This is a genomic window from Pseudomonas sp. MWU13-3659, from assembly GCF_023757525.1.
Taxonomy (GTDB): Bacteria; Pseudomonadota; Gammaproteobacteria; order Pseudomonadales; family Pseudomonadaceae; genus Aquipseudomonas; species Aquipseudomonas entomophila_E.
In genome coordinates this window covers 41,151-66,450 of record NZ_JAMSHW010000012.1, presented here as the reverse complement: position 1 = coordinate 66,450, position 25,300 = coordinate 41,151, and the positions used below count along the sequence as shown (strand labels likewise).

General features: G+C 61.7%; 21 protein-coding genes and 2 tRNA genes. 3 read left to right on the top strand and 20 right to left on the bottom strand.

Translation table 11 applies throughout. The features are described 5' to 3' along the window. Positions 1-12: 12 nt before the first annotated feature. Positions 13-2,079, bottom strand: coding sequence for a carbon starvation CstA family protein (locus NGM28_RS16425; protein ID WP_213659532.1), 2,067 nt, complete (start codon positions 2,077-2,079; stop codon positions 13-15). A gap of 167 nt (positions 2,080-2,246) precedes the next feature. Between NGM28_RS16425 and NGM28_RS16420 the strand changes: the two genes are divergently transcribed. Beyond that, positions 2,247-2,612, top strand: a complete 366-nt coding sequence (locus NGM28_RS16420) for a PilZ domain-containing protein (protein WP_252090782.1) — start codon at positions 2,247-2,249, stop codon at positions 2,610-2,612. Between the two features lie 261 nt (positions 2,613-2,873). Next, positions 2,874-4,391, top strand: a complete 1,518-nt coding sequence (locus NGM28_RS16415; protein WP_252090781.1) for a nucleobase:cation symporter-2 family protein — start codon at positions 2,874-2,876, stop codon at positions 4,389-4,391. A gap of 84 nt (positions 4,392-4,475) precedes the next feature. On the opposite strand, the gene NGM28_RS16410 is transcribed toward NGM28_RS16415, so the two are convergent. From NGM28_RS16410 to rlmE, 16 genes are all read right to left on the bottom strand, one after another. Next, positions 4,476-4,826: a BON domain-containing protein gene (locus NGM28_RS16410; RefSeq protein ID WP_011532146.1), complete on the bottom strand. Its 351-nt coding sequence runs from the start codon at positions 4,824-4,826 to the stop codon at positions 4,476-4,478. Positions 4,827-5,200: 374 nt separating this feature from the next. Continuing rightward, entirely contained in the window at positions 5,201-7,306 is a 2,106-nt protein-coding gene (gene pnp / locus NGM28_RS16405; protein WP_240064611.1) for a polyribonucleotide nucleotidyltransferase, read from the bottom strand. A gap of 248 nt (positions 7,307-7,554) precedes the next feature. Next, positions 7,555-7,824: a 30S ribosomal protein S15 gene (gene rpsO, locus NGM28_RS16400; RefSeq protein WP_240064612.1), complete on the bottom strand. Its 270-nt coding sequence runs from the start codon at positions 7,822-7,824 to the stop codon at positions 7,555-7,557. 148 nt (positions 7,825-7,972) lie between these two features. Further along, positions 7,973-8,890, bottom strand: coding sequence for a tRNA pseudouridine(55) synthase TruB (gene truB / locus NGM28_RS16395; protein WP_011532143.1), 918 nt, complete (start codon positions 8,888-8,890; stop codon positions 7,973-7,975). A 3-nt stretch (positions 8,891-8,893) separates the two neighbouring features. Further along, a complete protein-coding gene (rbfA, locus tag NGM28_RS16390; protein ID WP_240064613.1) occupies positions 8,894-9,292 on the bottom strand; it encodes a 30S ribosome-binding factor RbfA in 399 nt (132 codons plus the stop codon). 116 nt (positions 9,293-9,408) lie between these two features. Continuing rightward, positions 9,409-11,961 (bottom strand): translation initiation factor IF-2, encoded by a 2,553-nt coding sequence (gene infB / locus NGM28_RS16385; RefSeq protein ID WP_240064614.1) that lies wholly within the window; start codon positions 11,959-11,961, stop codon positions 9,409-9,411. A 27-nt stretch (positions 11,962-11,988) separates the two neighbouring features. Then, the gene (nusA, locus tag NGM28_RS16380; protein ID WP_011532140.1) at positions 11,989-13,470 is read right to left on the bottom strand and encodes a transcription termination factor NusA; all 1,482 of its coding nucleotides are present in this window, start codon (positions 13,468-13,470) and stop codon (positions 11,989-11,991) included. A 59-nt stretch (positions 13,471-13,529) separates the two neighbouring features. Next, complete coding sequence (gene rimP, locus NGM28_RS16375; RefSeq protein ID WP_044488659.1) at positions 13,530-13,988, bottom strand: ribosome maturation factor RimP; 459 nt, start codon at positions 13,986-13,988, stop codon at positions 13,530-13,532. 130 nt (positions 13,989-14,118) lie between these two features. Beyond that, positions 14,119-14,195, bottom strand: a tRNA-Met gene (locus NGM28_RS16370). Positions 14,196-14,294: 99 nt separating this feature from the next. Continuing rightward, positions 14,295-14,380 (bottom strand) — tRNA-Leu (locus NGM28_RS16365). A gap of 21 nt (positions 14,381-14,401) precedes the next feature. Then, entirely contained in the window at positions 14,402-14,794 is a 393-nt protein-coding gene (gene secG / locus NGM28_RS16360) for a preprotein translocase subunit SecG (protein WP_252090780.1), read from the bottom strand. A 4-nt stretch (positions 14,795-14,798) separates the two neighbouring features. Then, complete coding sequence (gene tpiA, locus NGM28_RS16355) at positions 14,799-15,554, bottom strand: triose-phosphate isomerase (protein ID WP_240064616.1); 756 nt, start codon at positions 15,552-15,554, stop codon at positions 14,799-14,801. 66 nt (positions 15,555-15,620) lie between these two features. Next, positions 15,621-16,961, bottom strand: coding sequence for a phosphoglucosamine mutase (glmM, locus tag NGM28_RS16350; protein ID WP_240064617.1), 1,341 nt, complete (start codon positions 16,959-16,961; stop codon positions 15,621-15,623). A gap of 16 nt (positions 16,962-16,977) precedes the next feature. Continuing rightward, positions 16,978-17,829, bottom strand: coding sequence for a dihydropteroate synthase (folP, locus tag NGM28_RS16345; protein WP_252090779.1), 852 nt, complete (start codon positions 17,827-17,829; stop codon positions 16,978-16,980). 8 nt (positions 17,830-17,837) lie between these two features. Further along, a complete protein-coding gene (gene ftsH, locus NGM28_RS16340) occupies positions 17,838-19,745 on the bottom strand; it encodes an ATP-dependent zinc metalloprotease FtsH (protein ID WP_240064619.1) in 1,908 nt (635 codons plus the stop codon). A gap of 203 nt (positions 19,746-19,948) precedes the next feature. Continuing rightward, a complete protein-coding gene (rlmE, locus tag NGM28_RS16335; RefSeq protein WP_011532133.1) occupies positions 19,949-20,575 on the bottom strand; it encodes a 23S rRNA (uridine(2552)-2'-O)-methyltransferase RlmE in 627 nt (208 codons plus the stop codon). A gap of 102 nt (positions 20,576-20,677) precedes the next feature. Here rlmE and yhbY point away from each other — a divergent pair, with 102 nt between their 5' ends. Next, positions 20,678-20,986, top strand: coding sequence for a ribosome assembly RNA-binding protein YhbY (gene yhbY, locus NGM28_RS16330; RefSeq protein WP_003249945.1), 309 nt, complete (start codon positions 20,678-20,680; stop codon positions 20,984-20,986). A 129-nt stretch (positions 20,987-21,115) separates the two neighbouring features. On the opposite strand, the gene NGM28_RS16325 is transcribed toward yhbY, so the two are convergent. The 3 genes from NGM28_RS16325 to carB are packed head-to-tail and all read right to left on the bottom strand — an operon-like array spanning position 21,116 to position 25,234. Then, positions 21,116-21,556 (bottom strand): hypothetical protein, encoded by a 441-nt coding sequence (locus NGM28_RS16325; RefSeq protein ID WP_011532132.1) that lies wholly within the window; start codon positions 21,554-21,556, stop codon positions 21,116-21,118. Beyond that, positions 21,534-22,016, bottom strand: a complete 483-nt coding sequence (gene greA, locus NGM28_RS16320; RefSeq protein WP_011532131.1) for a transcription elongation factor GreA — start codon at positions 22,014-22,016, stop codon at positions 21,534-21,536. The genes NGM28_RS16325 and greA overlap by 23 nt, the downstream gene beginning before the upstream one ends. After that, positions 22,013-25,234 (bottom strand): carbamoyl-phosphate synthase large subunit, encoded by a 3,222-nt coding sequence (gene carB / locus NGM28_RS16315; RefSeq protein WP_240064620.1) that lies wholly within the window; start codon positions 25,232-25,234, stop codon positions 22,013-22,015. Before carB ends, greA begins: the two co-directional genes overlap by 4 nt. Between the last annotated feature and the right edge of the window lie 66 nt (positions 25,235-25,300).

Sequence of the window (25,300 nt, the reverse complement as noted above, 5' to 3'; positions counted from 1 at the left end):
ACGGCGATCCTCTCAAGCGTCAGGCAGGGCCTGGAACGGGGTTTCCTTGTCGGTGCGCTCCTTGCGGCCCAGGGCGGCCAGGCCGACCTTGACGGCGAAGAACAGCACGCTGAACACCACCACCAGGAACAGCACGGTCAGGCCGGCGTTGGTGTAGGCGTTGAAGATCACGTGCTGCATCTGCCCGATATCCTTGGCCGGGGCCAGTACCTGGCCAGCGTCCAGCGCGGTGCTGTACTTCTTGGCCAGGGCCAGGAAGCCTACGGCCGGGTTCGGGTCGAACAGCTTGATCAGGCCTGCGGTGGTGGTACAGATCAGCAACCAGACCGCTGGCAGCAGGGTGACCCAGACGTAGCGCTGGCGCTTCATCTTGATCAGCACCACGGTACCCAGCATCAGGGCGATACCGGCGAGCATCTGGTTGGAGATGCCGAACAGCGGCCACAGGGTGTTGATACCGCCCAGCGGGTCGATCACGCCCTGGTACAGCAGGTAGCCCCACAGCGCCACGCAACCGGCGGTGCCAATCAGGTTGGCGGTCCACGACTCGGTGCGCTTCAGGGCCGGCACGAAGCTGCCCAGCAGATCCTGCAGCATGAAGCGACCGGCACGGGTACCGGCGTCCACTGCGGTGAGGATGAACAGCGCCTCGAACAGAATCGCGAAGTGGTACCAGAACGCCATGGTGTTCTCGCCCGGCAATACCTGGTGCAGGATCTGCGCGATACCCACCGCCAGCGTCGGTGCACCACCGGCACGGGCCAGAATGGTGTGCTCGCCGATATCACGGGCGGTGGCCTCGAGCTGCTCGGGGGTGATCATGAAGCCCCAACTGCTGACCGTTTGCGCTACAGAAGCGACGTCGGCACCGACCACAGCGGCCGGGCTGTTCATGGCGAAGTACACGCCCGGTTCGATCACCGAGGCGGCGACCATGGCCATGATCGCGACGAACGACTCCATGAGCATGCCGCCGTAGCCGATGTAACGGGCATTGGCTTCGTTGTCCAGCAGCTTGGGCGTGGTGCCCGAGGAAATCAGCGCATGGAAGCCGGACACCGCGCCGCAGGCGATGGTGATGAACAGGAACGGGAACAGGGTGCCCTTCCACACCGGGCCGGTACCGTCGGTGAACTGCGTCAGCGCGGGCATTTTCAGCTCGGGCGCAATGACCAGGATGCCGATGGCCAGGCCGACGATAGTGCCGATCTTGAGGAAGGTCGACAGGTAGTCGCGCGGCGCCAGGACCAGCCATACTGGCAGCACGGCGGCGACGAAACCGTAACCCACGAGCATCCAGGTGATCTGCACGCCAGTGAAGGTGAACGCCGGGCCCCACACCGGATCCGCAGCAATCTGGCCCCCCAGCCAGATCGACAGCAGCAGCAGGACCACACCGACCACCGAGATCTCGCCGATGCGGCCCGGGCGGATGTAGCGCATGTAGATGCCCATGAACATCGCGATCGGGATGGTCGCCATCACCGTGAACATGCCCCATGGGCTCTCGGCCAGGGCCTTGACCACGATCAGCGCCAGCACCGCGAGGATGATGATCATGATCAGGAAGCAGCCGAACAGGGCGATGGTGCCGGGGATGCGGCCCATCTCCTCACGGACCATGTCGCCCAGCGAGCGACCGTTGCGGCGGGTGGACAGGAACAGGACCATGAAGTCCTGCACCGCGCCAGCCAGCACCACGCCGGCGATCAGCCACAGCGTGCCGGGCAGGTAGCCCATCTGCGCCGCGAGCACCGGGCCCACGAGCGGGCCGGCGCCGGCAATGGCGGCGAAGTGATGGCCGAAGAGAATGTGCTTGTTGGTCGGGACGTAGTCCAGGCCATCGTTGTTGAGTACCGCGGGCGTGGCCCGGCGGGGGTCGAGCTGCATCACCTTGGTGGCGATGAACAGGCTGTAGTAACGGTAGGCGACCAGGTAGATGGCCACTGCCGCGACCACGATCCACAAGGCATTGATCGCTTCACCGCGACGCAGGGCAACCACACCCAGCGCGCAGGCCCCTATGACTGCCAGCGCCAGCCACGGAATGTGGCGTAGCAGGCTATTATTGTTGTTCATGGTTTACTTCCAGCTGGTGGATTGGAAAAGACCGCCCATCGAGTCTAGGGCGAGTCAATGCGCATTGCCACACTTGCTTTGGTCTAGAGCCTCTGCGGCCAGATTGCGGTACCTGATAAAGCGCCACAATTAACTATAGTCAGGTTGAACCCCCGAGGGCCTTTCCCATGAGCGATCACGACGAACGCCGCCGTTTCCAACGCATCGCCTTCGATGCCCCCACCGAATTGCGCCAGGGTGAACGCCGCTGGCCAGCGAAGCTTCTCGACCTGTCGCTCAAGGGGTTGCTCATAGAGCGCCCAAAACCCTGGGAACCCGACCTCTCCCAGGATTTCGAAGCCATCATCCATCTCGCGCCCGATGTCGCGCTGGAAATGCTGATCGAGCTGCGCCACGAAGAAGCGACCAAGCTTGGCTTCATTTGCCTCAAGATCGATATCAACTCGGCCACTCACCTGCACCGTCTTGTGGAACTGAACCTGGCAGACCGCCCTGAAATGATGCGTGAGCTGCGCGAACTCATCGAAGATTAAAATCTCTTAGCCTGCTAACAATCTGGCTGTGACAGCTTTCCTGTCCAGCCAGACAGCTTCTAACCCCTGCCGCACACGTTTGTACACACCCCTCTAGAACAGCCTCATGCATGTTGGAACGCAACGTGCATCCAGGTTTTGCGCACCCTGGAAGCATCCTTGCCGACGCTACGATCAAAACTTTGTATACAATTTATGTGGCAATGTTTTGTCGGACTTGTCTACAGTAGCGGCACAACAATAAACAGAGAGCCTGCTCCAATGACCACGTCCCCCAGCACGTCTCCCGCCCCGCGCCCCGAGGACGAAAACCTCGGCCTAGGTGCCAACCTGGCCTACGGGCTGCAACATGTCCTGACCATGTACGGAGGGATCGTCGCCGTCCCGCTGATCCTGGGCCAGGCTGCCGGCCTGGGCCCTGCGGAGATCGGCCTGCTGATCGCCGCCTCGCTGTTCGCGGGCGGCCTGGCGACACTGCTGCAAACCCTTGGCCTGCCGTTCTTCGGCTGCCAGCTGCCGCTGGTGCAAGGGGTGTCGTTTGCCGGCGTGGCAACCATGGGCGCCATCATCAGCAGTGAAGGTGGCGGTGGTCTGCAGGGCGTGCTCGGCGCGGTCATGGCGGCGTCGCTGATCGGTTTCCTGATCACCCCGGTGTTCTCGCGCATCACCAAGTTCTTCCCGCCCCTGGTGACCGGTATCGTCATCACCACCATCGGCCTGACCCTCATGCCCGTGGCCGCACGCTGGGTGATGGGCGGCAACAGCGCCTCGCCCGAGTTCGGCAGCGTGGCCAACATCGGCCTGGCCGCACTGACCTTCGCCATCGTCCTGCTGCTGAGCAAGCTGGGCAACGCGACCATCTCGCGCCTGTCGATCCTGCTGGCGATGGTGGTCGGCACCCTGATCGCCTGGGCACTGGGCATGACCGACTTCAGCAAGGTCAGCGAAGGCCCGATGTTTGCCTTCCCCAGCCCGTTCCATTTTGGTATGCCGACCTTCCACATCGCCGCGATCCTGTCGATGTGCATCGTGATCATGGTGACCCTGGTGGAAACCTCGGCGGACATCCTCGCGGTCGGTGAGATCATCGACACCAAGGTCGACTCCAAGCGCCTGGGCAATGGCCTGCGCGCCGACATGGCATCGAGCATCCTGGCGCCGATCTTCGGCTCGTTCACCCAGAGCGCCTTCGCCCAGAACGTCGGCCTGGTGGCCGTGACCGGCGTGAAGAGCCGCTATGTGGTCGCCACCGGTGGCGTGATCCTGGTGGTGCTGGGGTTGCTGCCAGTAATGGGCCGGGTCATCGCCGCAGTACCGACCCCAGTGCTGGGTGGCGCCGGCATCGTGTTGTTCGGCACCGTGGCCGCCAGCGGCATCCGCACCCTGTCCAAGGTCAGCTACAAGAACAACGTCAACCTGATCATCGTTGCCGCCTCGCTGGGCTTCGGCATGATCCCGATCGCGGCACCGACCTTCTACCACAACTTCCCGAACTGGTTCGAAACCATCTTCCACTCGGGCATCAGCTCGGCGGCGATCATGGCCATCCTGCTGAACCTGATCTTCAACCACTTCACCACCGGCAACTCGGACCAGCAGTCGGTGTTCGCCGCCGCCTACGAGCGCACCATCAACTACGCGGACATCTCCGCGCTGCGTGATGGCGACTACTTCAAGGATGGCAAGCTGTTCGACGCCGATGGCAACGAAGTCCCGGTGATGGAAGTGAACAGCGAAGGTGAGCCAGTCCGGCGTCGGGAAACGGCCGCCGAGCACTGAACTGGCGACCAATGAAAAGCCCCGGCACATGCCGGGGCTTCTGCTTGAAAGGTGGCCAAGTCCCTTTGGCCGACGGGACATCCTTTACTCGGCTTTCAGGCCATCAGCCGAGACGGCCTGCACGCCTTTGATCTTCTTGGCGATGGCAACCGCCATGTCTTTCTGGGCATCAGTGATGGCCACGTCCGAGGACAGCGACACGACGCCTTTGTTGGTTTCGACCTTGATGTCGCTGCCTGGCACGCCTTTCTCGGTCATCAGGTCAGCCTTCACCTTGGTGGTGATCCAGGTGTCGGAGGTGGCTTCCTTGGCTTTGGTCACCTCACCGGCCGCCAGCGTCATCGGGGCCTGGGTGGACTGTTGGGCGAATGCCGCATTAGCCAGAGTCAGGGTCAGAGCGGTAGCAGTAGCGGCAGCAATGGCGAACTTCTTCATGTGAGTCACTCCTGTTTTTCGAAAGGTCTGCGCCGTGGATCCTGGCGACAGGTATGAAGGTAGGTGCATGTGCTGTGCCAGCTTTTGATTTACTTATAATTCCTTTAAATTCAGTAAGTTAGAATCAGACCCATTCATGCATGATCGTGCAATCTGCAATACCTTGGGAAAAACGATGTGCAAGATGCATGTTCACCGGCAGGTTTCGCAACCCTCTGCAGGAGCGGCTTTAGCCGCGATGCAGACACCATGCTCTGGCACCCGCTTCGCGGGTGATCGCGGCTGAAGCCGCTCCTACAGAGGTCTAATCAGATCAATCATCCAGGCAACAAAAAAGGGCCCCGAAGGGCCCTTTCCTGTTACGCGTCAGTCGCTCAGACGCCCGATGCCTTGGCGGCGGCAACGTCCTTGATCGACAGCTTGATACGGCCGCGGTTGTCCACGTCCAGTACCAGCACTTCGACTTCCTGACCTTCCTTCAGCACGTCGGTGACTTTCTCGACGCGAGCATCGCTCAGCATGGAGATGTGCACCAGGCCATCCTTGCCAGGCAGGATGTTGACGAAGGCGCCGAAGTCGACAATACGCTCGACCTTGCCGACGTAGATCTTGCCGATCTCGGCTTCGGCGGTGATGCCCAGGATGCGTTGCTTGGCAGCGTCCGCAGCTTCCTTGGTCTCGCCGAAGATCTTGATCGAACCGTCGTCCTCGATGTCGATCGAGGCCTTGGTTTCTTCGCAGATGGCGCGGATGGTGGCGCCACCTTTACCGATGACGTCACGGATCTTGTCGGTGTCGATCTTCATCGCGATCATGGTCGGGGCGTTGGCCGACAGCTCGGTACGCGACTCGCCGATGATCTGGTTCATCTGGCCGAGGATGTTCAGGCGCGCTTCCAGGGCCTGGCCCAGGGCGATTTCCATGATCTCTTCGGTGATGCCGTTGATCTTGATGTCCATCTGCAGCGCAGTGACGCCCTTGGCGGTACCGGCTACCTTGAAGTCCATGTCGCCCAGGTGGTCTTCGTCACCCAGGATGTCGGTCAGGACCGCGAACTTCTCGCCTTCCTTGACCAGGCCCATGGCGATACCGGCAACCGGTGCTTTCATCGGTACACCGGCGTCCATCAGGGCCAGCGAGGCACCGCAGACCGAGGCCATGGAGCTGGAACCGTTGGATTCGGTGATTTCCGATACCACGCGGATGGTGTACGGGAACACGTCGGCGGCCGGCAGCATGGCCTGGACCGAGCGACGCGCCAGACGGCCGTGGCCGATTTCACGACGGCCGGCACCGCCCATGCGGCCACACTCGCCCACCGAGAACGGCGGGAAGTTGTAGTGCAGCATGAAGGGGTCTTTCTTCTCGCCTTCGAGAGTGTCCAGCAGCTGGGCGTCACGTGCAGTACCCAGGGTCGCGACGACCAGGGCCTGAGTTTCGCCACGGGTGAACAGGGCCGAGCCGTGGGTCTTTGGCAGAACGCCGACTTCGATGTTCAGCGGACGCACGGTCTTGGTGTCACGGCCGTCGATACGTGGCTTGCCGTTGACGATGTTTTCGCGAACGGTGCGGTATTCGATCTCGCCGAAGATGTCTTTGACTTCACCGGCCGATGGCTGGCCTTCTTCACCGGAGAACTTGGCAACCGCCTGGTCGCGCAGCTCGCCCAGGCGCGCATAGCGGTCGGCCTTGACGGTGATGGTGTAGCCCTGGGAAACCGCCTCGCCGAATTCGGCGCGGATGGCGTTGAACAGTTCGGTGTTCTTGTCGGCCGGTTTCCAGTCCCAGGTCGGCTTGGCGGCTTCGGCAGCCAGCTCTTTGACCGCTTTGATCACGGCCTGGAATTCGTCGTGGGCGAACAGCACGGCGCCCAGCATCTGGTCTTCGGTCAGCTCCTGGGCTTCCGATTCAACCATCAGCACAGCATCCGAGGTACCGGCGACGACCATGTCCAGGCTCGAGGCAGCCAGTTGCTCGTAGGTCGGGTTCAGCAGGTAGCCGGTGCTTTCGTGGAAGGCAACGCGCGCGGCGCCGATCGGGCCTTCGAACGGGATGCCCGAGATGGCCAGGGCAGCCGAGGTACCGATCATCGCGGCGATGTCCGGGTCGGTCTTCTTGCTGGTGGAAACCACGGTGCAGACGACCTGGACTTCATTCATGAAGCCTTCTGGGAACAGCGGACGGATCGGACGGTCGATCAGGCGCGAGGTCAGGGTTTCTTTTTCGGAAGGACGGCCTTCACGCTTGAAGAAACCGCCAGGGATCTTGCCAGCGGCGTAGGTTTTTTCCTGGTAGTGCACGGACAGCGGGAAGAAGCCCTTGCCCGGGTCGGCTTGCTTGGCACCGACCACGGTCACCAGCACGGTGACGTCGTTGTCGACGGTGACCAGCACAGCGCCGGTGGCCTGACGGGCAATACGGCCCGTTTCGAGCGTAACGGTCGATTGACCGAACTGGAATGTCTTGATTACCGGGTTCACGGTTTCCTACCTTTTTCAGTGGCTCTTGGGGGAACGGGTTCTTGCGAATTCTTGGGCAGAACGGGGAATCGGCCCCATTGACCGTCCAGATACAACACGAGGCTGGGAGCCTGGTGCCGGGCGGAAAAACCGCACGGCGAACCAGGCTGCCAACCTCGCAGATCGCGTAGTGTGCCCAAAGGCAACGCTGGCAGGCAGCGATGCCGAAGAATGCGACACACCATGCAACACCACTGGCCAGGCCGCTATTAGCGACGCAGGCCCAGGCGACCGATCAGGGCGCTGTAACGAGTGGTGTCCTTGCCCTTCAGGTAGTCCAGCAGCTTACGACGCTGGTTGACCATACGGATCAGACCACGACGGGAGTGGTGGTCTTTTTCGTTGGACTTGAAGTGACCTTGCAGCTTGTTGATGTTGAAGGTCAGCAGAGCAACCTGCACTTCCGGGCTACCGGTATCGCCGGCGGCTTGCTGGTAATCGGCAACGATCTGAGCTTTTTCTTCGACGCTGAGGGCCATGTGGCTTCTCCTGATAAACGGATCCCGCAAGCGGGGTCCAATAGGCCAGGGACAAATCCCTGTATTGATAAAGAAGGTGTGACCGCGCCTACTAACAGCCACCCTTGATACCGCAGGCTCTGGCCGAAGCCTCGCCCCACGGTTTCGGTCATTCCGACCGAATCAGCCGACGCGGCGCAATGCGCCCGTCTTCGCTCACTTCACCGATACCGATGAAGCGGCCATTGTGATCCTGTACGCGGACCATGCCAAACTGCGGTGCGTCCGGCGCGCGTACCGCCTGGCCATGCAGCCAGTAGAACGCGCTGTGCTCGGACAACAGCACCAGTGGCCAGTCCTGCAGCCCGCTGTCGGACGGCATCAGGAAGCGATCGAGCGCTTCATTGCCACCCTCTGCGTGGGCCTGTTCGAGTTCCTCGAGCGTTACGGTCTGTGCCAGCGCGAAAGGGCCGGCCTGGGTGCGGCGCAGTTCGGCGACGTAGGCTCCACAGCCCAGCGCCTCACCGATATCCTCGACCAGCGTGCGGATATAGGTGCCTTTGCTGCATCCAACCGACAGTCGCGCACGGGTGCCTTCGCACTCGAGCAACTCCAAGCGGCCAATAGTAACAGAACGCGCCTCGCGCTCCACTACCTCTCCTGCACGCGCCAGCTTGTACAACGGCTGGCCATCACGCTTGAGGGCCGAGTACATCGGCGGTACCTGCAGGATGTCACCCCGGAAACGCGGGATCACAGCCTCGATATCGGCGCGACCAACGGTCACCTCACGGGTCTGCAGGACTTCGCCCTCGGCGTCCGCGGTGCTGGTGGTCTGCCCCATCTGCATCACCGTCTCGTAGCCCTTGTCGGAATCGAGCAGGTACTGGGAGAACTTGGTCGCCTCGCCAAAGCACAACGGCAGCACGCCAGTGGCCAGCGGGTCGAGGCTGCCGGTGTGGCCGGCCTTTTCCGCATTGAGCAACCAGCGAACCTTCTGCAAGGCCGCGTTGGAGGTGAACCCCAACGGCTTGTCGAGCAGGATGATGCCGCTGACGTTGCGGCGGATACGTTTGACCTGGGCCACCGCTTACTCCTTGGTGTCCGGCTCGCCGGCATCCTGATGCAGACGGTCTTCGGCCACCGCACGCTCGATCAGCGCCGACAGATGGACACCGCGGCTGACGCTTTCATCGAAGTGGAAGTGCAGTTGCGGCACGCTGCGCAGTTGCATGACACGACCCAGGTGCAGGCGCAGGAAGCTCGCGGCACTGGTCAGGGCCTTGAGGGTCTGCGGCACGGCGTCGGTGCCGTCCTGGCCCATCACGGTGATGAACACCTTGGCGTGGCCCAGGTCACGGCTGACGTCGACGGCGGTGATGGTCACCAGGCCGACGCGCGGATCTTTGACTTCACGGCGGATCAATTCGGACAGCTCGCGCTGCATCTGATCGCCGATGCGTTGGGTACGGCTATATTCTTTTGCCATTCTTGCTACCTGTAACGTAAAGCGGCAAACGCCCGGTCAGGCTGAAGCCTGACCGGGCGCTACCTTGTGAGGCGCCGCCAACCGCCTTGCGACGGGGCCTGCGCCACGCTCGCCCCTTACAGGGTACGAGCCACCTGGACTTTCTCGAAGACTTCGATCTTGTCGCCGACCTTGACGTCGTTGTAGCTCTTGACGCCAATACCGCACTCCATGCCGTTACGCACTTCGGAGGCGTCGTCCTTGAAGCGACGCAGCGATTCCAGTTCGCCTTCGAAGATCACCACGTCCTCGCGCAGTACGCGGATCGGACGGTTGCGGTACACGGTACCCTCGATGACCATACAGCCGGCGATGGCACCGAACTTCGGCGAACGGAACACGTCACGCACTTCGGCGACACCCAGGATGTTCTCGCGAACATCGCTGCCGAGCATGCCGGTCAACGCTTTCTTGACGTCTTCGATGATGTCGTAGATCACGTTGTAGTAACGCATGTCCAGACCTTCCTGCTCGACGATCTTGCGCGCGCCGGCATCGGCACGCACGTTGAAGCCGAACAGTACTGCGTTCGAGGCCAGTGCCAGGTTGGCATCGCTCTCGGTGATACCACCGACGCCGCCACCGATCACGCGCACCTGAACTTCGTCGTTGCCCAGGCTGCTGAGCGAGCCCTGCAGCGCTTCGAGCGAACCACGCACATCGGTCTTGAGGACGATGTTGAGGGTCTTCTTCTCTTCCTGACCCATGGTCTCGAAGATGTTTTCCAGCTTGCCGGCGTGAGCACGGGCCAGCTTGACCTCGCGGTACTTGCCTTGACGGAACAGGGCAACCTCGCGGGCCTTCTTCTCGTCGGCGACCACGGACATCTCGTCACCCGCATCGGGGGTGCCGTCCAGGCCGAGGATCTCGACCGGGATCGACGGGCCGGCTTCCTTCACAGGCTTGCCGTTCTCGTCGAGCATGGCGCGCACGCGGCCATAGTTGGAGCCGACCAGGACCATGTCGCCCTGACGCAGGGTACCGTCCTGGACCAGGATGGTAGCCACCGGGCCACGGCCCTTGTCCAGGCGCGACTCGACCACGACACCACGACCCGGTGCGGTCGGGGTGGCCTTGAGCTCGAGGATCTCGGCCTGCAGCAGGACGGCTTCGAGCAACTCGTCGACACCGGTACCCATCTTCGCCGAGACCTTGACGAACGGAGTGTCACCACCCCAGTCCTCGGAGGTCACGCCTTCGACGGCCAGCTCGTTGCGGATGCGATCGAGGTCGGCACCCGGCTTGTCGATCTTGTTCACCGCGACAACCAGTGGAACACCAGCGGCTTTCGCATGCTGGACGGCTTCGCGGGTCTGCGGCATCACGCCGTCGTCCGCCGCCACCACCAGGATGACGATGTCGGTCGCCTTGGCACCACGGGCACGCATCTGAGTGAACGCTGCGTGGCCAGGGGTGTCGAGGAAGGTGACCATGCCGCGGTCGGTTTCCACGTGGTAGGCACCGATGTGCTGGGTAATACCACCGGCTTCGCCAGCGGCAACCTTGGCACGACGGATGTAGTCGAGCAGCGAGGTCTTACCGTGGTCGACGTGACCCATGACGGTCACGACCGGTGCACGGGACTCGCTCTCACCTTCGAACTTCAGCGATTCGGCCAGGGAGTCTTCCAGGGCGGTGTCGCTGACCAGAGTGACCTTGTGGCCCAGTTCTTCGGCGACCAGCTGAGCGGTTTCCTGGTCGAGCACCTGGTTGATGGTGACCGGGGTACCCAGCTTGAACATGAACTTGACGACTTCAGCGCCTTTGACCGACATCTGCTGTGCCAGGTCCGAAACGGTGATGGTCTCGCCGATGGTCACGTCGCGGATGACTGGACCGGTCGGGTTCTGGAAGCCGTGCTGGTTGCGTTTCTTCGGCTTGCCCTTGCCACCGCGACCGCGACGGAAACCATCGCTCTCTTCGTCGGTGGTGCGAGGCGCGGCACGTGGAGTCGGAGCCTTTTCCTTCTCCTTGACCTTGACCTTGATGGACACACGCGGCGCTTCGCCACGGCGCTCGCCGGCAACACCACCGCCACGACGATCATCGTCACGGGTGCGGCTTTCATTGCGACGGGCTTCGTCCTTCTTGCGCTCGGCGGCACGGGCGGCGGCGTCTTCGGACACCGGCGCGTCAGGCACTGCAGGAGCAGCAGGCGCGGCGACAGCCGGAGCTGGCTCAGCCTTGGCCACAGGGGTGGCGGCAGGCGCTTGCGCTGCCTGGCGACGAGCCTGTTCTTCGTTACGCTGGCGAACGTCGGCTTCAACCTTCTCGCGTGCGGCGTTCTCAGCGGCGCGGCGCTCTTCCTGCTCGCGCTTCTGCTCGGCCTGGATCTCTTCCGGGCTGCGCTGCACGAACACTTTCTTCTTGCGTACTTCTACGCTGATGCTTTTGCTACCGGCGACACGCAGAGTGCTGGTGGTCTTGCGCTGCAAGGTGATCTTGCGCGGCTCTTCCGCCTTGCTCTTGTGGCTGCTCTTCAAATGAGTCAGCAGGGTCTGCTTCTCATTGTCGGTCACTACCTGACCGGCGTCGGTGTGCGGCAGACCTGCCTCACGCATCTGCTGCAGCAGGCGCTCTACCGGTGCCTCGACCTCTTGGGCCAGTTCTTTCACCGTGACTTGCGTCATGCACTTCTCTCCTCAGGCCGCGCCTAATTACTCGAACCAGTGGGCTCGGGCGGCCATGATCAACTTGCCGGCACGCTCTTCGTCGATGCCGTCGATGTCGAGCAGATCGTCAATCGACTGCTCGGCCAGGTCTTCGCGGTTAACCACGCCGCGCACCGCCAGTTCGGCCGCCAGGTCCTTGTCCATGCCCTCGAGGGAGAGCAGGTCGTCGGCCGGATGGGCGTCTGCCAGTTTTTCTTCGGTAGCGATGGCCTTGGTCAACAAACGGTCCTTGGCACGAGCACGCAGCTCATTGACGATGTCCTCGTCAAAGCCATCGATGTTGAGCATTTCTTCCAACGGTACGTAGGCAATTTCTTCGAGGCTGGTGAAGCCTTCGTCGACCAGCACCTGTGCCAGCTCTTCGTCGACTTCCAGTTCATCGATGAAATTACGCAGGATGTCGCCGGTTTCCGCTTGTTGCTTGGCCTGGATGTCCTTCTCGGTCATCACGTTCAGGGTCCAGGCAGTCAGCTGGCTGGCCAGACGGACGTTCTGGCCGCCACGTCCGATGGCCTGGGCCAGGTTATCCTCGGCTACCGCGATATCCATCGCATGGGCGTCCTCATCAACGATGATCGCAGCAACCTCTGCTGGCGACATGGCGTTGATGACGAACTGCGCCGGGTTCTCGTCCCACAGGACGATATCCACACGCTCGCCACCCAGCTCGCCGGATACGGCCTGGACGCGCGAACCACGCATGCCGATGCAGGCGCCTTGCGGGTCGATGCGCTTGTCCTTGGAGCGGACGGCGATCTTGGCACGCGATCCCGGATCACGGGAGGCGGCCATGACTTCGATGAGGCCTTCGGCGATTTCCGGCACTTCGATGCGGAACAGCTCGATCAGCATCTGCGGCGCGGTGCGCGACAGGACCAGCTGCGGGCCGCGGTTCTCGGTGCGGATTTCCTTGAGCAGCGCGCGCAAGCGCACGCCGACCCGGAAGGTCTCACGGGGGATGATGTCTTCACGCGCCAGCAGCGCCTCGGCGTTGTTGCCAAGGTCGACGATGACGTTGTCGCGGGTGACCTTCTTCACGGTACCGGAGATGATCTCGCCCACGCGCTCGCGGTAAGCATCGACCACTTGGGCGCGCTCAGCTTCGCGAACCTTCTGCACGATGACTTGCTTGGCGGTCTGAGCGGCGATACGACCAAACTCGATCGACTCGATCTTCTCTTCGATCACGTCACCGATCTTGGCGTCCGGGTGCGTGTCCTGGATCTTGCTCAACCAGGTCTCGATGGCCGGATCGTCCAGGTCATTTTCGTCGACCACGGTCCAGCGACGGAATGTCTCGTAGCTACCGGTGTGGCGGTTGATTTCCACACGCAGGTCGACTTCGTCCTCAAAACGTTTTTTGGTTGCAGTGGCCAGGGCCACTTCCAGCGCTTCGAAAATGACGCCGGGTGGTACACCCTTTTCGTTGGATACCGATTCAACAACCAGCAGTACTTCTTTGCTCATCGTACGCCTCGCCTTGCGCAAGCCATTGGCCCCGGAAAGTCCTCCGGGCCCGGCACGTCTCAGTCAAAACTGGGAATAATATTGGCCTTGTCGATCGAGTCGATCGGCAACAGGAACTCGTGATTGTCCACCTGGACCACCACATCCTGCTCCTCCACACCACGGAGAAGGCCCTGGAAGTTACGACGACCTTCGAAGGGCGTACGCAGCTTGATCTTCACCTGCTCGCCGGCATGCGAAGCAAACTGTTCAAGGGTGAACAGCGGGCGGTCCATGCCTGGAGAGGACACCTCGAGGGTATATTCAGAGCTGATCGGATCTTCCACATCGAGGATGGCGCTGGCCTGACGGCTGACAGCTTCGCAGTCGTCCACCAGGATGCCGCCTTCCTTGTCGATGTAGATACGCAGTACCGAATGTTTGCCCTGGGAGACGTATTCGATCCCCCAGCATTGGTAGCCCAGACCCTCGACAACCGGGGCCAACAAGGCCTGCAACTGTTCTAGCTTGCTCGACACCTGAACCCCCTCGTGCATGCTGTGCAAATAAAAAATGGGCGAAGCGCCCATCCCTGAAAGCGCCGTCGGACAACGGCGCCGAAAACTGTTCGGCTAGCAAAAAGCCCCTGAAAAGGGGCTCTGCTGAAGCTGGTTGCGGGGGCTGGATTTGAACCAACGACCTTCGGGTTATGAGCCCGACGAGCTACCAAGCTGCTCCACCCCGCGACAAAGCTGGGGCGAAAGTATAAGACTGAACCCTTTGCTGGGTCAATCCGACCTCCACCTGCAAGAAAGCCCGCTTAAAGCGGGCTTTCATGCTTCAATTGGTACCGAGAAGGGGACTCGAACCCCTACACCCTATGGGCACAACCACCTCAAGGTTGCGTGTCTACCAATTCCACCACCTCGGCAATACTACTTCTTGAAACCCGTTACTGCTGCTCTTTGGCGGGAGGAGGTACATCACCGGAGTGGGTGGTGTCACTCTTCTGCTGTTGGAGCACCGGTACATCATCATTGACTGCCGGCTTTGGCTCTTTGACTTCCAGCACTGCTGGATCTGGCAGACCAGCTTGAGTCAGCTGGTGAGCTTGCTGCTTGGCGAAGTATCCTAACCCAAGAGCAGTCGAAAAGAAAGTGGCAGCAAGTATAGCAGTAACTTTACTCAAAAAGGTAGCGGAACCTTGGCTTCCGAACACAGTATTTGAAGCACCTGCGCCGAAAGATGCACCTGCTTCCGCACCTTTACCCTGTTGCAGCAACACCATTACAACCAGTGCCAACGCTGCCAACAGATGAAAAACAACTACGACTGTTTCCAGCATTTGTTCAGTTTCCTGCGGCGCGACAAATTGCACCGAATTCGTCTGCGTTCAGGGACGCTCCACCAATGAGCCCCCCATCGATATCCGGCATGCCGAACAGTTCAGCCGCATTGGCCGCCTTCACGCTGCCGCCGTAGAGAAGTTGCACATTAGCTGCAACTTCGGCGTCCTTCGCCGCCAACTGCTTGCGGATGGCTGCATGCACATCCTGGGCTTGCTGTGGCGAGGCCGTCAAACCAGTACCGATGGCCCAAACAGGCTCATAGGCAATTACTGCATTGGCAAAAGCCTTGATACCGAACACGTCGATAACACTGCTTAGTTGACGCCCTACAACTTCTAGCGTCTCGCCCGCCTCGCGCTCTGCGAGAGTTTCCCCTATACAGAGCACCGGCGTCAAACCACTTTGCTGAGCCGCTGCAAACTTCCGGTTCAGCACTTCGTCGCTTTCACCAATAATCTGGCGACGCTCGGAGTGCCCGACCAGCACATACTTGCAACCGACTTCAGCCAGCTGACTCGGAGCAACTTCACCGGTCAGCGCGCCTTGTTCAGGCTGTACAGCAGAATTCTGTGCGCCTACGTTGATTCCCTTGCCTTCCAGGCCATCAATCACCTGATTGATAAACAGCGAAGGCGGAAACACCGCGACTTCCACACCGCTGGGCAGGGACATATTGCCCAAGCCCTGAGTCAGCTCTACGACGCTGGCGCGGGTACCGTGCATCTTCCAGTTACCAGCTACCATGGGGCGACGCATGCTTTACCTCGTCGGTCAAAGTGGGCGCAGATCTTACCCAACCCGATCTGCGCTGGCAAGCCTATTTCAGGCACAAACTTCAGCAACGAGCTTTGCCAGGGCTTCGGCATGGCCACGCACCTGGTTTTCGTCGTCGCCTTCGACCATCACACGCACCAGCGGCTCGGTGCCGGATTTGCGCAGCAGCACACGCCCCCGCCCAGCCATGGCCTCGGTCGCCTTGTCGCTCGCCTCTTTCACCAACGGGTTTTTCAACGGGTCGCTTTTGCCCGCCTCGAAGCGTACGTTGATCAATACCTGCGGGCACTTGCGCACGCCCTGACGCGCCTGGGCAAGGGTCTCGCCTTTGCGCTTGAGGGCCATCAGCACCTGCAGCGCGGCAATGATGGCATCGCCGGTCGTGGTGTGGTTGCAGCACACGACATGCCCGGAGTTCTCGCCACCCAGCAGCCATTCGCGCTCGAGCAGCTCGGCCATGACATAGCGGTCGCCGACCTTGGCCCGCACGAACGGGATGTCCAGCTCCTTGAAAGCCAGCTCCAGGCCCAGGTTGCTCATGAGCGTGCCGACCACACCACCCTGCAGCTTGTTGCGGTCATGCAGGTCGCGACCGATGATGTACAGCAACTCGTCGCCGTCGACGATGGCACCGGTATGGTCGACCATCAGCACCCGGTCACCGTCACCGTCGAAGGCGATGCCCAGGTCGGCATGGCCCACCAGCACCGCAGCCTGCAACGACTCGATATGGGTCGAACCGCAATTCTCATTGATGTTCAGGCCATCGGGCGCTGCGTGCAGCACCGTCACTTCGGCACCCAGCTCACGGAACACGCTCGGCGCGACCTTGTAGGTGGCGCCATGGGCGCAATCCACGACGATCTTGAGCCCTTCGAAGCTGGTGCTGGTCGGCACGCTGCTCTTGCAGAACTCGATGTAGCGACCCGCCGCGTCGTTGATCCGCGACACCTTGCCCAGCTTGCCGGACTCGACGACGGTCATCGGCTGATCGAGCAGCTCCTCGATCATCAGCTCGACTTCATCGGGCAGCTTGGTGCCACTACCGGAGAAAAACTTGATGCCGTTGTCGTCATGCGGGTTGTGCGAGGCACTGATGACAATCCCGGCTTCAGCGTGGAAGGTGCGGGTCAGGTAGGCGATGGCCGGCGTTGGCATCGGCCCGAGCAGCATGACGTCGGCACCGGCCGCAGACAGCCCGGCCTCGAGCGCGGACTCGAACATGTAACCGGAAATCCGGGTGTCCTTGCCCACCAGCACACGGCAATGCCCCTGCTTGCGGAAGGCCATGCCCGCCGCCCAGCCAAGTTTCAGCATGAAGTCCGGGGTGATCGGGAACTGGCCAACACGGCCACGGATACCATCGGTACCAAAGTATTTTCTGCTCATGGGAACTCCAATGTTCTTATTCGGCGCCCTGCACGGCGGCGATCATACGCACCACATCGACGGTTTCGGCCACATCGTGCACACGCAGGATGCTCGCACCCTTGGTCATCGCCAAAGCCGCTAACGCGAGGCTGCCATAAAGCCGCTCTCCTACCGGCCGATCCAGCGTGAGGCCGATCATGCTCTTGCGCGACACCCCCACCAATAGCGGGCGCCCGAGGCGGTACAGCGCCTCCATGTGCTTGAACAGACTGAGGTTGTGCTCAAGTGTCTTGGCAAAACCGAAACCCGGATCGAGGATGATGCGTTCAGCGCCGATGCCAGCCGCCGCGCAGGCGGCCATGCGCTGCTCGAGGTAGCGCCCCACATCGGCGGTCACATTTTCGTAATGCGGGTTGTCCTGCATGTTACCCGGCTCCCCGCGCATATGCATCAGGCAAACGGGCAGGCCGGTGTCGGCCGCCGCGTCAAGGGCGCCGTCGCGCTCCAAGGCACGCACATCATTGATCAGGCCTGCGCCGAGGCGGGCCGATTCGCGCATGACAGAAGGTGTCGAGGTGTCGACGGAAATGACGACGTCCAGCCGAGCATTCAAAGCCTCGACGATGGGCGCGACACGCTCCAGCTCTTCGGTGGGCGATACCGCTCGCGCACCTGGACGCGTGGACTCTCCACCCACATCGATCAGTGTCGCACCGGCCGCCACCATCGCTTCGGCATGGCGCAACGCTTCATCGCGCTGACTGAAGCGCCCGCCATCGGAGAAGGAATCAGGGGTGATATTGAGAATACCCATGACATGGGTACGGGACAAATCAAGAACCCGGTTGCCGCAAGGCAACCGGGTCGGGTACTGCTGTGAGGTCATAGAAACCCTTAGTGTTGAGCCGCTGGACCGCCAATAGGCGATTCAGGACGATCACCCTGGGATGCCTGATTACCGGAGGTACCGGCATCGTTGTCCCAGTCGCGCGGCTCGCGTGGCGTGCGACCTGCCATGATGTCGTCGATCTGGTCGGCATCGATGGTTTCGTACTTCATCAAGGCCTCGGCCATGGCATCGAGCTTGTCGCGATTTTCCGTCAGGATCTGCTTGGCCGTCGCATAGCACTGGTCGATGATGCTGCGCACTTCCGAGTCGATCAGCTTGGCGGTCTCGCCCGAGACGCTGGCATGCTGGCTACCCGCGCTGCGACCAAGGAACACCTCGCCCTCTTCTTCGGCGTACATCAGCGGGCCGAGCTTCTCGGACAGGCCCCACTTGGTGACCATGTTCCGGGCAATCTGGCTGGCACGCATGATGTCGTTGGAAGCACCGGTGGTCACACCGTCGAAGCCCAGGGTCATCTCTTCGGCAATACGGCCACCATACAGCGAGCAGATCTGGCTGATCAGCGCGCGCTTGGAGAGGCTGTAGCGGTCCTCTTCCGGCAGGAACATGGTCACACCCAGGGCACGGCCACGCGGAATGATCGAAACCTTGTACACCGGGTCATGCTCGGGCACCACACGACCAACGATGGCGTGGCCGGCTTCATGATAAGCGGTGTTCTGTTTCTCTTTCTCGGACATGACCATGGTCTTGCGCTCGGCGCCCATCATGATCTTGTCCTTGGCCAGCTCGAACTCCTTCATCTCGACCACGCGCTTGCTGGAGCGTGCGGCGAACAGCGACGCCTCGTTGACCAGGTTGGCCAGGTCGGCACCGGAGAAGCCTGGCGTACCACGGGCAATGACCGCTGCGTTGACGTTCTCGCCAACCGGCACCTTGCGCATGTGCACCTTGAGGATCTGCTCGCGACCGCGAATGTCCGGCAGGCCGACAACCACCTGGCGGTCGAAGCGACCAGGACGCAGCAGCGCCGGGTCGAGCACGTCGGGACGGTTGGTCGCGGCGATGACGATGATGCCATCGTTCATCTCGAAGCCATCCATCTCGACCAGCAACTGGTTCAGCGTCTGCTCACGCTCGTCGTGACCGCCGCCCATACCGGCGCCACGGTGGCGACCGACGGCGTCGATTTCGTCGATGAAGATGATGCACGGCGCGTGCTTCTTGGCCTGCTCGAACATGTCGCGAACACGGCTGGCACCCACGCCGACGAACATCTCGACGAAGTCGGAACCGGAAATGGTGAAGAACGGCACCTTGGCTTCACCGGCAATGGCTTTGGCCAGCAGGGTTTTACCGGTACCAGGCGGGCCGACCATCAGCACGCCGCGCGGGATGCGGCCACCCAGGCGCTGGAACTTGCCCGGGTCGCGCAGGAACTCGACCAGCTCGCCGACTTCTTCCTTGGCTTCGTCGCAACCCGCGACGTCGGCCAGGGTGGTCTTGACCTGGTCCTCGGACAGCAGGCGCGCCTTGCTCTTGCCGAAGCTCATCGGGCCGCCCTTGCCGCCGGCACCGCCTTGCATCTGGCGCATGAAGAACATGAACACGGCGATGATCACCAGGATCGGGAAGCTGGCCACCAGCAGCTGGGTCCAGATGCTCTGCTGCTCAGGCTGCTTGCCTTCGACGGTCACGTGGTTGTCGACCAGGTCGCCGATCAGGCCGTTGTCGGTGATGGCCGGACGGACGGTCTTGAAGTTGTCGCCGTCGGTGCGCTTGCCGGTAATGATGTAGCCGTCGACGGTCACGCGCTCGACCTTGCCATCCTTGACCTGCTGGATGAAGTCGGAATAGTTGAGGGTCTGCGGCTCGTTAGGGCTGGAGAAGTTGTTCATCACCGTCACCAGGACGGCGGCGATGATCAACCAGAGGATCAGATTCTTTGCCATGTCGTTCAATTCGCTACCCTCTGAGGCCGGCGCACGACGCAGCCGTGCCTCGCATGATATTCATCGCCCTAACTTACTACATTACCCACGCATCCGCAGGCACCGTCTGTAACCCTTTGTGAAAGCTAGACTACACGAAGTTCGGACGATCCAGACGGGGTGACCGATTGGTTTTAACTATCGGAGCCCCCGCAAAACGCCGCTCACGCGCCTTTGAAACCTTTGCCCAACAGGTACTGTTCACGGGAACGGTCCCGCGAGGACGACGGCTTGCGCATCTGCACCTTGTCGAACTTGCTGCGCACGTCCTTCAGGTACATGTCGAAACCTTCGCCCTGGAAGATCTTGATCAGGAAATCCCCGCCAGGCTTGAGCACGCGGGTCGCCAGATCCAGGGCCAGCTCACAAAGGAACATGGCGCGCGGCATGTCCACCGCGGGCGTACCACTCATATTGGGGGCCATGTCGGAAATCACAAGGTCTACATGCGAATCACCGACCGCCTGCAGGATCTGCTGGAGCACTTCGTCCTGGGTGAAGTCGCCCTGGATGAAGGTAACATCCGGAATCGAGTCCATTTCCAGGATGTCCGAGGCGATCAGCCGCCCCTGGCCACCGATCAGACGACTGGTCACCTGCGACCAGCCACCCGGCGCCGCACCGAGGTCGATCACGCTCATGCCGGGGCGGATCAGGCGGTCTTTTTCCTGGATCTCCAGCAGCTTGTAGCTCGCGCGGGAGCGGTAGCCATCCTTCTGCGCCTGCTTGACGAAAGGATCGTTGAAATGTTCTCGCAGCCAGTTTGCGCTGCTTTTGGAACGTTGTACCACGGGGCACCTCGATGATATGCGTCGTGTTTGACTGGGCGGAGCCACAGGCCCTCGGGTAAAATGCCCGTCAATTTTACAGAATCAGACGAAAAGGGTCAGATTATGCCGCTCAATAACGAGCAGAAGAAGCAATACAAGTCCATTGGTCATGACCTGAAGCCGGTCCTGATCGTTGCTGGCAACGGTTTGAATGAAGGCGTGATCGCCGAACTGGAGCGCGCCCTGGTCGACCACGAGCTGATCAAGGTCGAGATTCGCTCGGAAGATCGCGAAGAACGCGCCGAGACCATCGCCGAACTGTGCAAGGCCGGCCGCGCCGAGCTGGTGCAGACCATCGGCAAGAAAGCGCTGATCTACCGCAAGAACCCGCAGCCGAACAAGCAGCTGTCCAATATCCACCGCTACAAGTAATTTAGCGTATGGGACTGCTGCGCAGTCCTTTCGCGGCACAAGGCCGCTCCTACAGGGGATCGCGCCTCTTGTAGCAGCGGCCTTGTGCCGCGAAAGGGCCGCAAAGCGGCCCCGGCGATCTTGAGCTGTTTACCGGCGCGCCCTGACCGGGACCGGCTGGGCCACCAGCACGATGCCGGAAAAGCCCAGCACCAGGAAACAGAACATCTGCCAACGCTCGCCCACGGAGATCCCGTAGCGCAGCGTGTAGTAACTGACGCAGGCACCAAAGCCGAGCAGCAGCATCTGGCCGCGGAACTGCCGCCACCAGGCCGCCAGGCCGTCCACCCTCGCCAGCACCGCCAGCTGGGTCAACAACCCAAGCATGGCCACGCCAATCAACCAACGGTCGATCTGCGCAGCCACGTCATGCACCAGCAACGGCGCAAGGCCGCTCACCTTGAGCGCCGGCACCAGCCCCACGTGGAACACCCACAGGCCGCCGACCCAGAACACCTGGGCCAGCTGCCAGAGGATACCCTCGAGGGATGGCGCCCGCAGGCGCCGGTCAGATGTGCTTGACTTCGACAATCTCGTACTCGACCGTGCCGCTTGGCGTCTTGACGACGACAGTATCACCTTCTTCCTTGCCGATGATGGCACGGGCAATGGGCGCACCGCTCGAGAGCTTGCCCTGCTTCACGTCGGCTTCATCTTCGCCGACGATCTGGTAGGTCACCTCTTCATCGGTTTCGGTGTTGGCCAGCACCACGGTGGTGCCGAAAATCACCTTGCCGGTGTGGGCGATGGTGGTGACGTCGATCACCACCGAGTTCTGCAGACGGCCTTCGATGTCGCGGATACGCGCCTCGACCATGCCCTGCTCTTCACGGGCGGCGTGGTACTCGGCGTTTTCCTTGAGGTCACCCAGCTCGCGCGCCTCACCGATCGCCTGGCTCAGGCGCGGGCGCTCGGTCTTGCTCAGGAACAGATGCTCTTCTTCCAGGGCGCGAGCGCCCTGGACGGTCATCGGGTACTTGGTAATGCTCATGCTTTGAGTCCTGCATGCAGATCCTGCAGGCGACGAACGGTCTTTTCCGGACCGAATTTCAGCGCCTCGCAGATGGCTTCACCAGCCGCAATGGTGGTCGTGCAGTAGATCTTGTGCTGCAGCGCATTGCGACGAATCGAGTAGGAGTCGGCGATCGACTGGCGGCCTTCGGTGGTGTTGATGATCAGCGACACTTCGTCGTTCTTGATCATGTCGACCACGTGCGGACGACCTTCGGTCACCTTGTTCACACGGCGCACTTTCAGGCCAGCCGCTTCGATGACCTTGGCGGTACCGGCAGTGGCGACCACTTCGAAGCCCAGGGCGATCAGGTCGCGGGCAACACCAGCCACTTGTGGCTTGTCGTCATCGCGCACGCTGATGAACGCGGTACCGCCGGTCGGCAGCACTTCGCTGGCGCCCATCTGGGCCTTGGCGAAGGCTTCACCGAAGCTGTCGCCGACACCCATGACTTCACCGGTCGATTTCATCTCAGGGCCGAGGATCGGGTCAACCCCTGGGAACTTGGCGAACGGGAAGACGGCTTCCTTGACGCTGTAGAAGTTCGGGATGATTTCCTGGGTGAAGCCCAGCTCTTTCAGGGTTTTGCCGGCCATGACGCGGGCCGCGATCATCGCCAGCGAAGTGCCGATGCACTTGGAGACGAACGGTACGGTACGCGAGGCGCGCGGGTTGACTTCGATCACGTAGATCTTGTCGCCCTGCAGGGCCAGCTGCACGTTCATCAGGCCGACCACGCCCAGCTCCAGGGCCATCTTCTTGACCTGGACGCGGACTTCGTCCTGCACTTCCTGGCTCAGCGAGTAAGGTGGCAGCGAGCACGCGGAGTCGCCGGAGTGAACACCCGCCTGCTCGATGTGCTGCATGATCGCGCCGATCACCACGTCGGTGCCGTCGCAGACCGCATCCACGTCCATCTCGATGGCGCAGTTGAGGAAGTGGTCGAGCAGCACCGGGCTGTCGTTGGACACCTGTACGGCTTCACGCAGGTAGCGCTTGAGCTCGTCCAGCTCGTAGACGATCTCCATGGCGCGACCGCCCAGCACGTAGGACGGGCGAACCACCAGCGGGTAGCCGATGCCGCCAGCGGCGCTGATGGCTTCTTCCTCGCTGCGCACGGTGGCGTTTGGCGGCTGCAGCAGGTTCAGGCGCTGAACCATCTGCTGGAAGCGCTCACGGTCTTCGGCACGGTCGATGGCGTCCGGGCTGGTACCGATGATCGGCACGCCGGCTTCTTCCAGGGCGCGGGCCAGTTTCAGCGGGGTCTGGCCGCCGTAGTGGACGATGACGCCTTTCGGCTTCTCGACACGGCAGACTTCCAGCACGTCTTCCAGGGTCAGCGGCTCGAAGTACAGGCGGTCGGAGGTGTCGTAGTCGGTGGAGACGGTTTCCGGGTTGCAGTTGACCATGATGGTCTCGTAACCGTCTTCACGCAGCGCCAGGGCTGCGTGCACGCAGCAGTAGTCGAACTCGATGCCTTGGCCGATACGGTTCGGGCCGCCACCCAGGATCATGATCTTGTCGCGGGTCGACGGGTTGGCCTCGCACTCTTCCTCGTAGGTGGAGTACAGGTAGGCGGTGTCGGTGGCGAACTCGGCGGCGCAGGTGTCGACGCGCTTGTATACCGGGAACACTTCCAGCTTGTGGCGGTGACGGCGCAGGTTCTTGTCGGTGATGCCCAGCAGCTTGGCCAGGCGCTGGTCCGAGAAGCCCTTGCGCTTCAGGCGCAGCATGTAGTCCTTGTCGATCGCCGACAGGGCCAGGGTCTTGACCTTCTCTTCTTCCTTGATCAGGTCTTCCATCTGAACCAGGAACCACATGTCGATGCCGGTCAGGGCGAAGATTTCTTCGCAGGTCATGCCGGAACGCATGGCGTCGGCGACGTACCAGATGCGCTCGGCGCCCGGCACGGTCAGCTCGCGCTTGAGGATACCGGCGGCTTCAGGGCTGGCCAGGTCGACTTTCGGGTCGAGGCCGCAGGCGCCGACTTCCAGGCCGCGCAGGGCTTTCTGCAGGGACTCCTGGAAGGTACGGCCGATGGCCATGACTTCACCCACGGATTTCATCTGGGTGGTCAGGCGGGCGTCGGCTTTCGGGAATTTCTCGAAGGCGAAGCGTGGCAGCTTGGTGACGACGTAGTCGATCGACGGCTCGAAGGACGCCGGGGTGCGGCCACCGGTGATGTCGTTCTGCAGTTCGTCGAGGGTGTAGCCGATGGCCAGCTTGGCGGCGATCTTGGCGATCGGGAAGCCGGTGGCCTTGGAGGCCAGGGCCGAGGAACGCGATACACGCGGGTTCATCTCGATCACGACCATGCGGCCGGTGTTCGGGCAGATACCGAACTGCACGTTGGAACCGCCGGTCTCGACACCGATTTCACGCAGCACCGCCAGCGAGGCGTTGCGCATGATCTGGTATTCCTTGTCGGTCAGGGTCTGTGCCGGCGCCACGGTGATCGAGTCACCGGTGTGCACGCCCATCGGGTCGAAGTTCTCGATCGAGCAGACGATGATGCAGTTGTCCTTCTTGTCGCGGACCACCTCCATCTCGTATTCCTTCCAGCCGATCAGCGATTCGTCGATCAGCAGTTCCTTGGTCGGCGACAGGTCGAGGCCACGGGTGCAGATTTCTTCGAATTCTTCACGGTTGTAGGCAATACCGCCACCGGTGCCGCCCATGGTGAACGACGGGCGGATGATGCATGGGAAGCCGAGCTTCTCGAGGACTGCGTTGGCCTCTTCCATGCTGTGGGCGATACCGGAGCGCGGGCACTCCAGGCCGATGTCCTTCATCGCCTTGTCGAAGCGCGAACGGTCTTCAGCCTTGTCGATGGTGTCGGCGTTGGCACCGATCATCTCCACGCCGAACTTCTCCAGAACGCCGTGGCGCTCCAGGTCCAGGGCGCAGTTCAGCGCGGTCTGGCCACCCATGGTCGGCAGGACGGCGTCAGGGCGCTCTTTCTCGATGATCTTGGCCACCGACTGCCATTTGATCGGCTCGATGTAGGTGGCGTCGGCCATGGCCGGGTCAGTCATGATGGTGGCTGGGTTGGAGTTCACCAGGATGACGCGGAAACCTTCCTCGCGCAGGGCTTTACAGGCCTGGGCGCCGGAATAGTCGAATTCGCAGGCCTGGCCGATCACGATCGGGCCAGCGCCGAGAATCAGGATGCTTTTGATGTCTGTACGTTTTGGCATGGTTGTCACTCAAATCCGCGGGTCAGTCGGCAAGCCGTCTTGAACAATCTGGGTCAGGCGCTTCCG

What these genes read in the sequence shown, in the direction of transcription:
- nusA (WP_011532140.1), bottom strand. Translation starts at nt 13,470, where the DNA reads ATGAGCAAAGAAGTACTGCTGGTTGTTGAATCGGTATCCAACGAAAAG.
- NGM28_RS16420 (WP_252090782.1), top strand. Translation starts at nt 2,247, where the DNA reads ATGAGCGATCACGACGAACGCCGCCGTTTCCAACGCATCGCCTTCGAT.
- greA (WP_011532131.1), bottom strand. Translation starts at nt 22,016, where the DNA reads ATGAGCATTACCAAGTACCCGATGACCGTCCAGGGCGCTCGCGCCCTG.
- rbfA (WP_240064613.1), bottom strand. Translation starts at nt 9,292, where the DNA reads ATGGCAAAAGAATATAGCCGTACCCAACGCATCGGCGATCAGATGCAG.
- carB (WP_240064620.1), bottom strand. Translation starts at nt 25,234, where the DNA reads ATGCCAAAACGTACAGACATCAAAAGCATCCTGATTCTCGGCGCTGGC.
- folP (WP_252090779.1), bottom strand. Translation starts at nt 17,829, where the DNA reads ATGACCTCACAGCAGTACCCGACCCGGTTGCCTTGCGGCAACCGGGTT.
- glmM (WP_240064617.1), bottom strand. Translation starts at nt 16,961, where the DNA reads ATGAGCAGAAAATACTTTGGTACCGATGGTATCCGTGGCCGTGTTGGC.
- infB (WP_240064614.1), bottom strand. Translation starts at nt 11,961, where the DNA reads ATGACGCAAGTCACGGTGAAAGAACTGGCCCAAGAGGTCGAGGCACCG.
- secG (WP_252090780.1), bottom strand. Translation starts at nt 14,794, where the DNA reads ATGCTGGAAACAGTCGTAGTTGTTTTTCATCTGTTGGCAGCGTTGGCA.
- tpiA (WP_240064616.1), bottom strand. Translation starts at nt 15,554, where the DNA reads ATGCGTCGCCCCATGGTAGCTGGTAACTGGAAGATGCACGGTACCCGC.
- NGM28_RS16425 (WP_213659532.1), bottom strand. Translation starts at nt 2,079, where the DNA reads ATGAACAACAATAATAGCCTGCTACGCCACATTCCGTGGCTGGCGCTG.
- yhbY (WP_003249945.1), top strand. Translation starts at nt 20,678, where the DNA reads ATGCCGCTCAATAACGAGCAGAAGAAGCAATACAAGTCCATTGGTCAT.
- NGM28_RS16415 (WP_252090781.1), top strand. Translation starts at nt 2,874, where the DNA reads ATGACCACGTCCCCCAGCACGTCTCCCGCCCCGCGCCCCGAGGACGAA.
- ftsH (WP_240064619.1), bottom strand. Translation starts at nt 19,745, where the DNA reads ATGGCAAAGAATCTGATCCTCTGGTTGATCATCGCCGCCGTCCTGGTG.
- rpsO (WP_240064612.1), bottom strand. Translation starts at nt 7,824, where the DNA reads ATGGCCCTCAGCGTCGAAGAAAAAGCTCAGATCGTTGCCGATTACCAG.
- NGM28_RS16410 (WP_011532146.1), bottom strand. Translation starts at nt 4,826, where the DNA reads ATGAAGAAGTTCGCCATTGCTGCCGCTACTGCTACCGCTCTGACCCTG.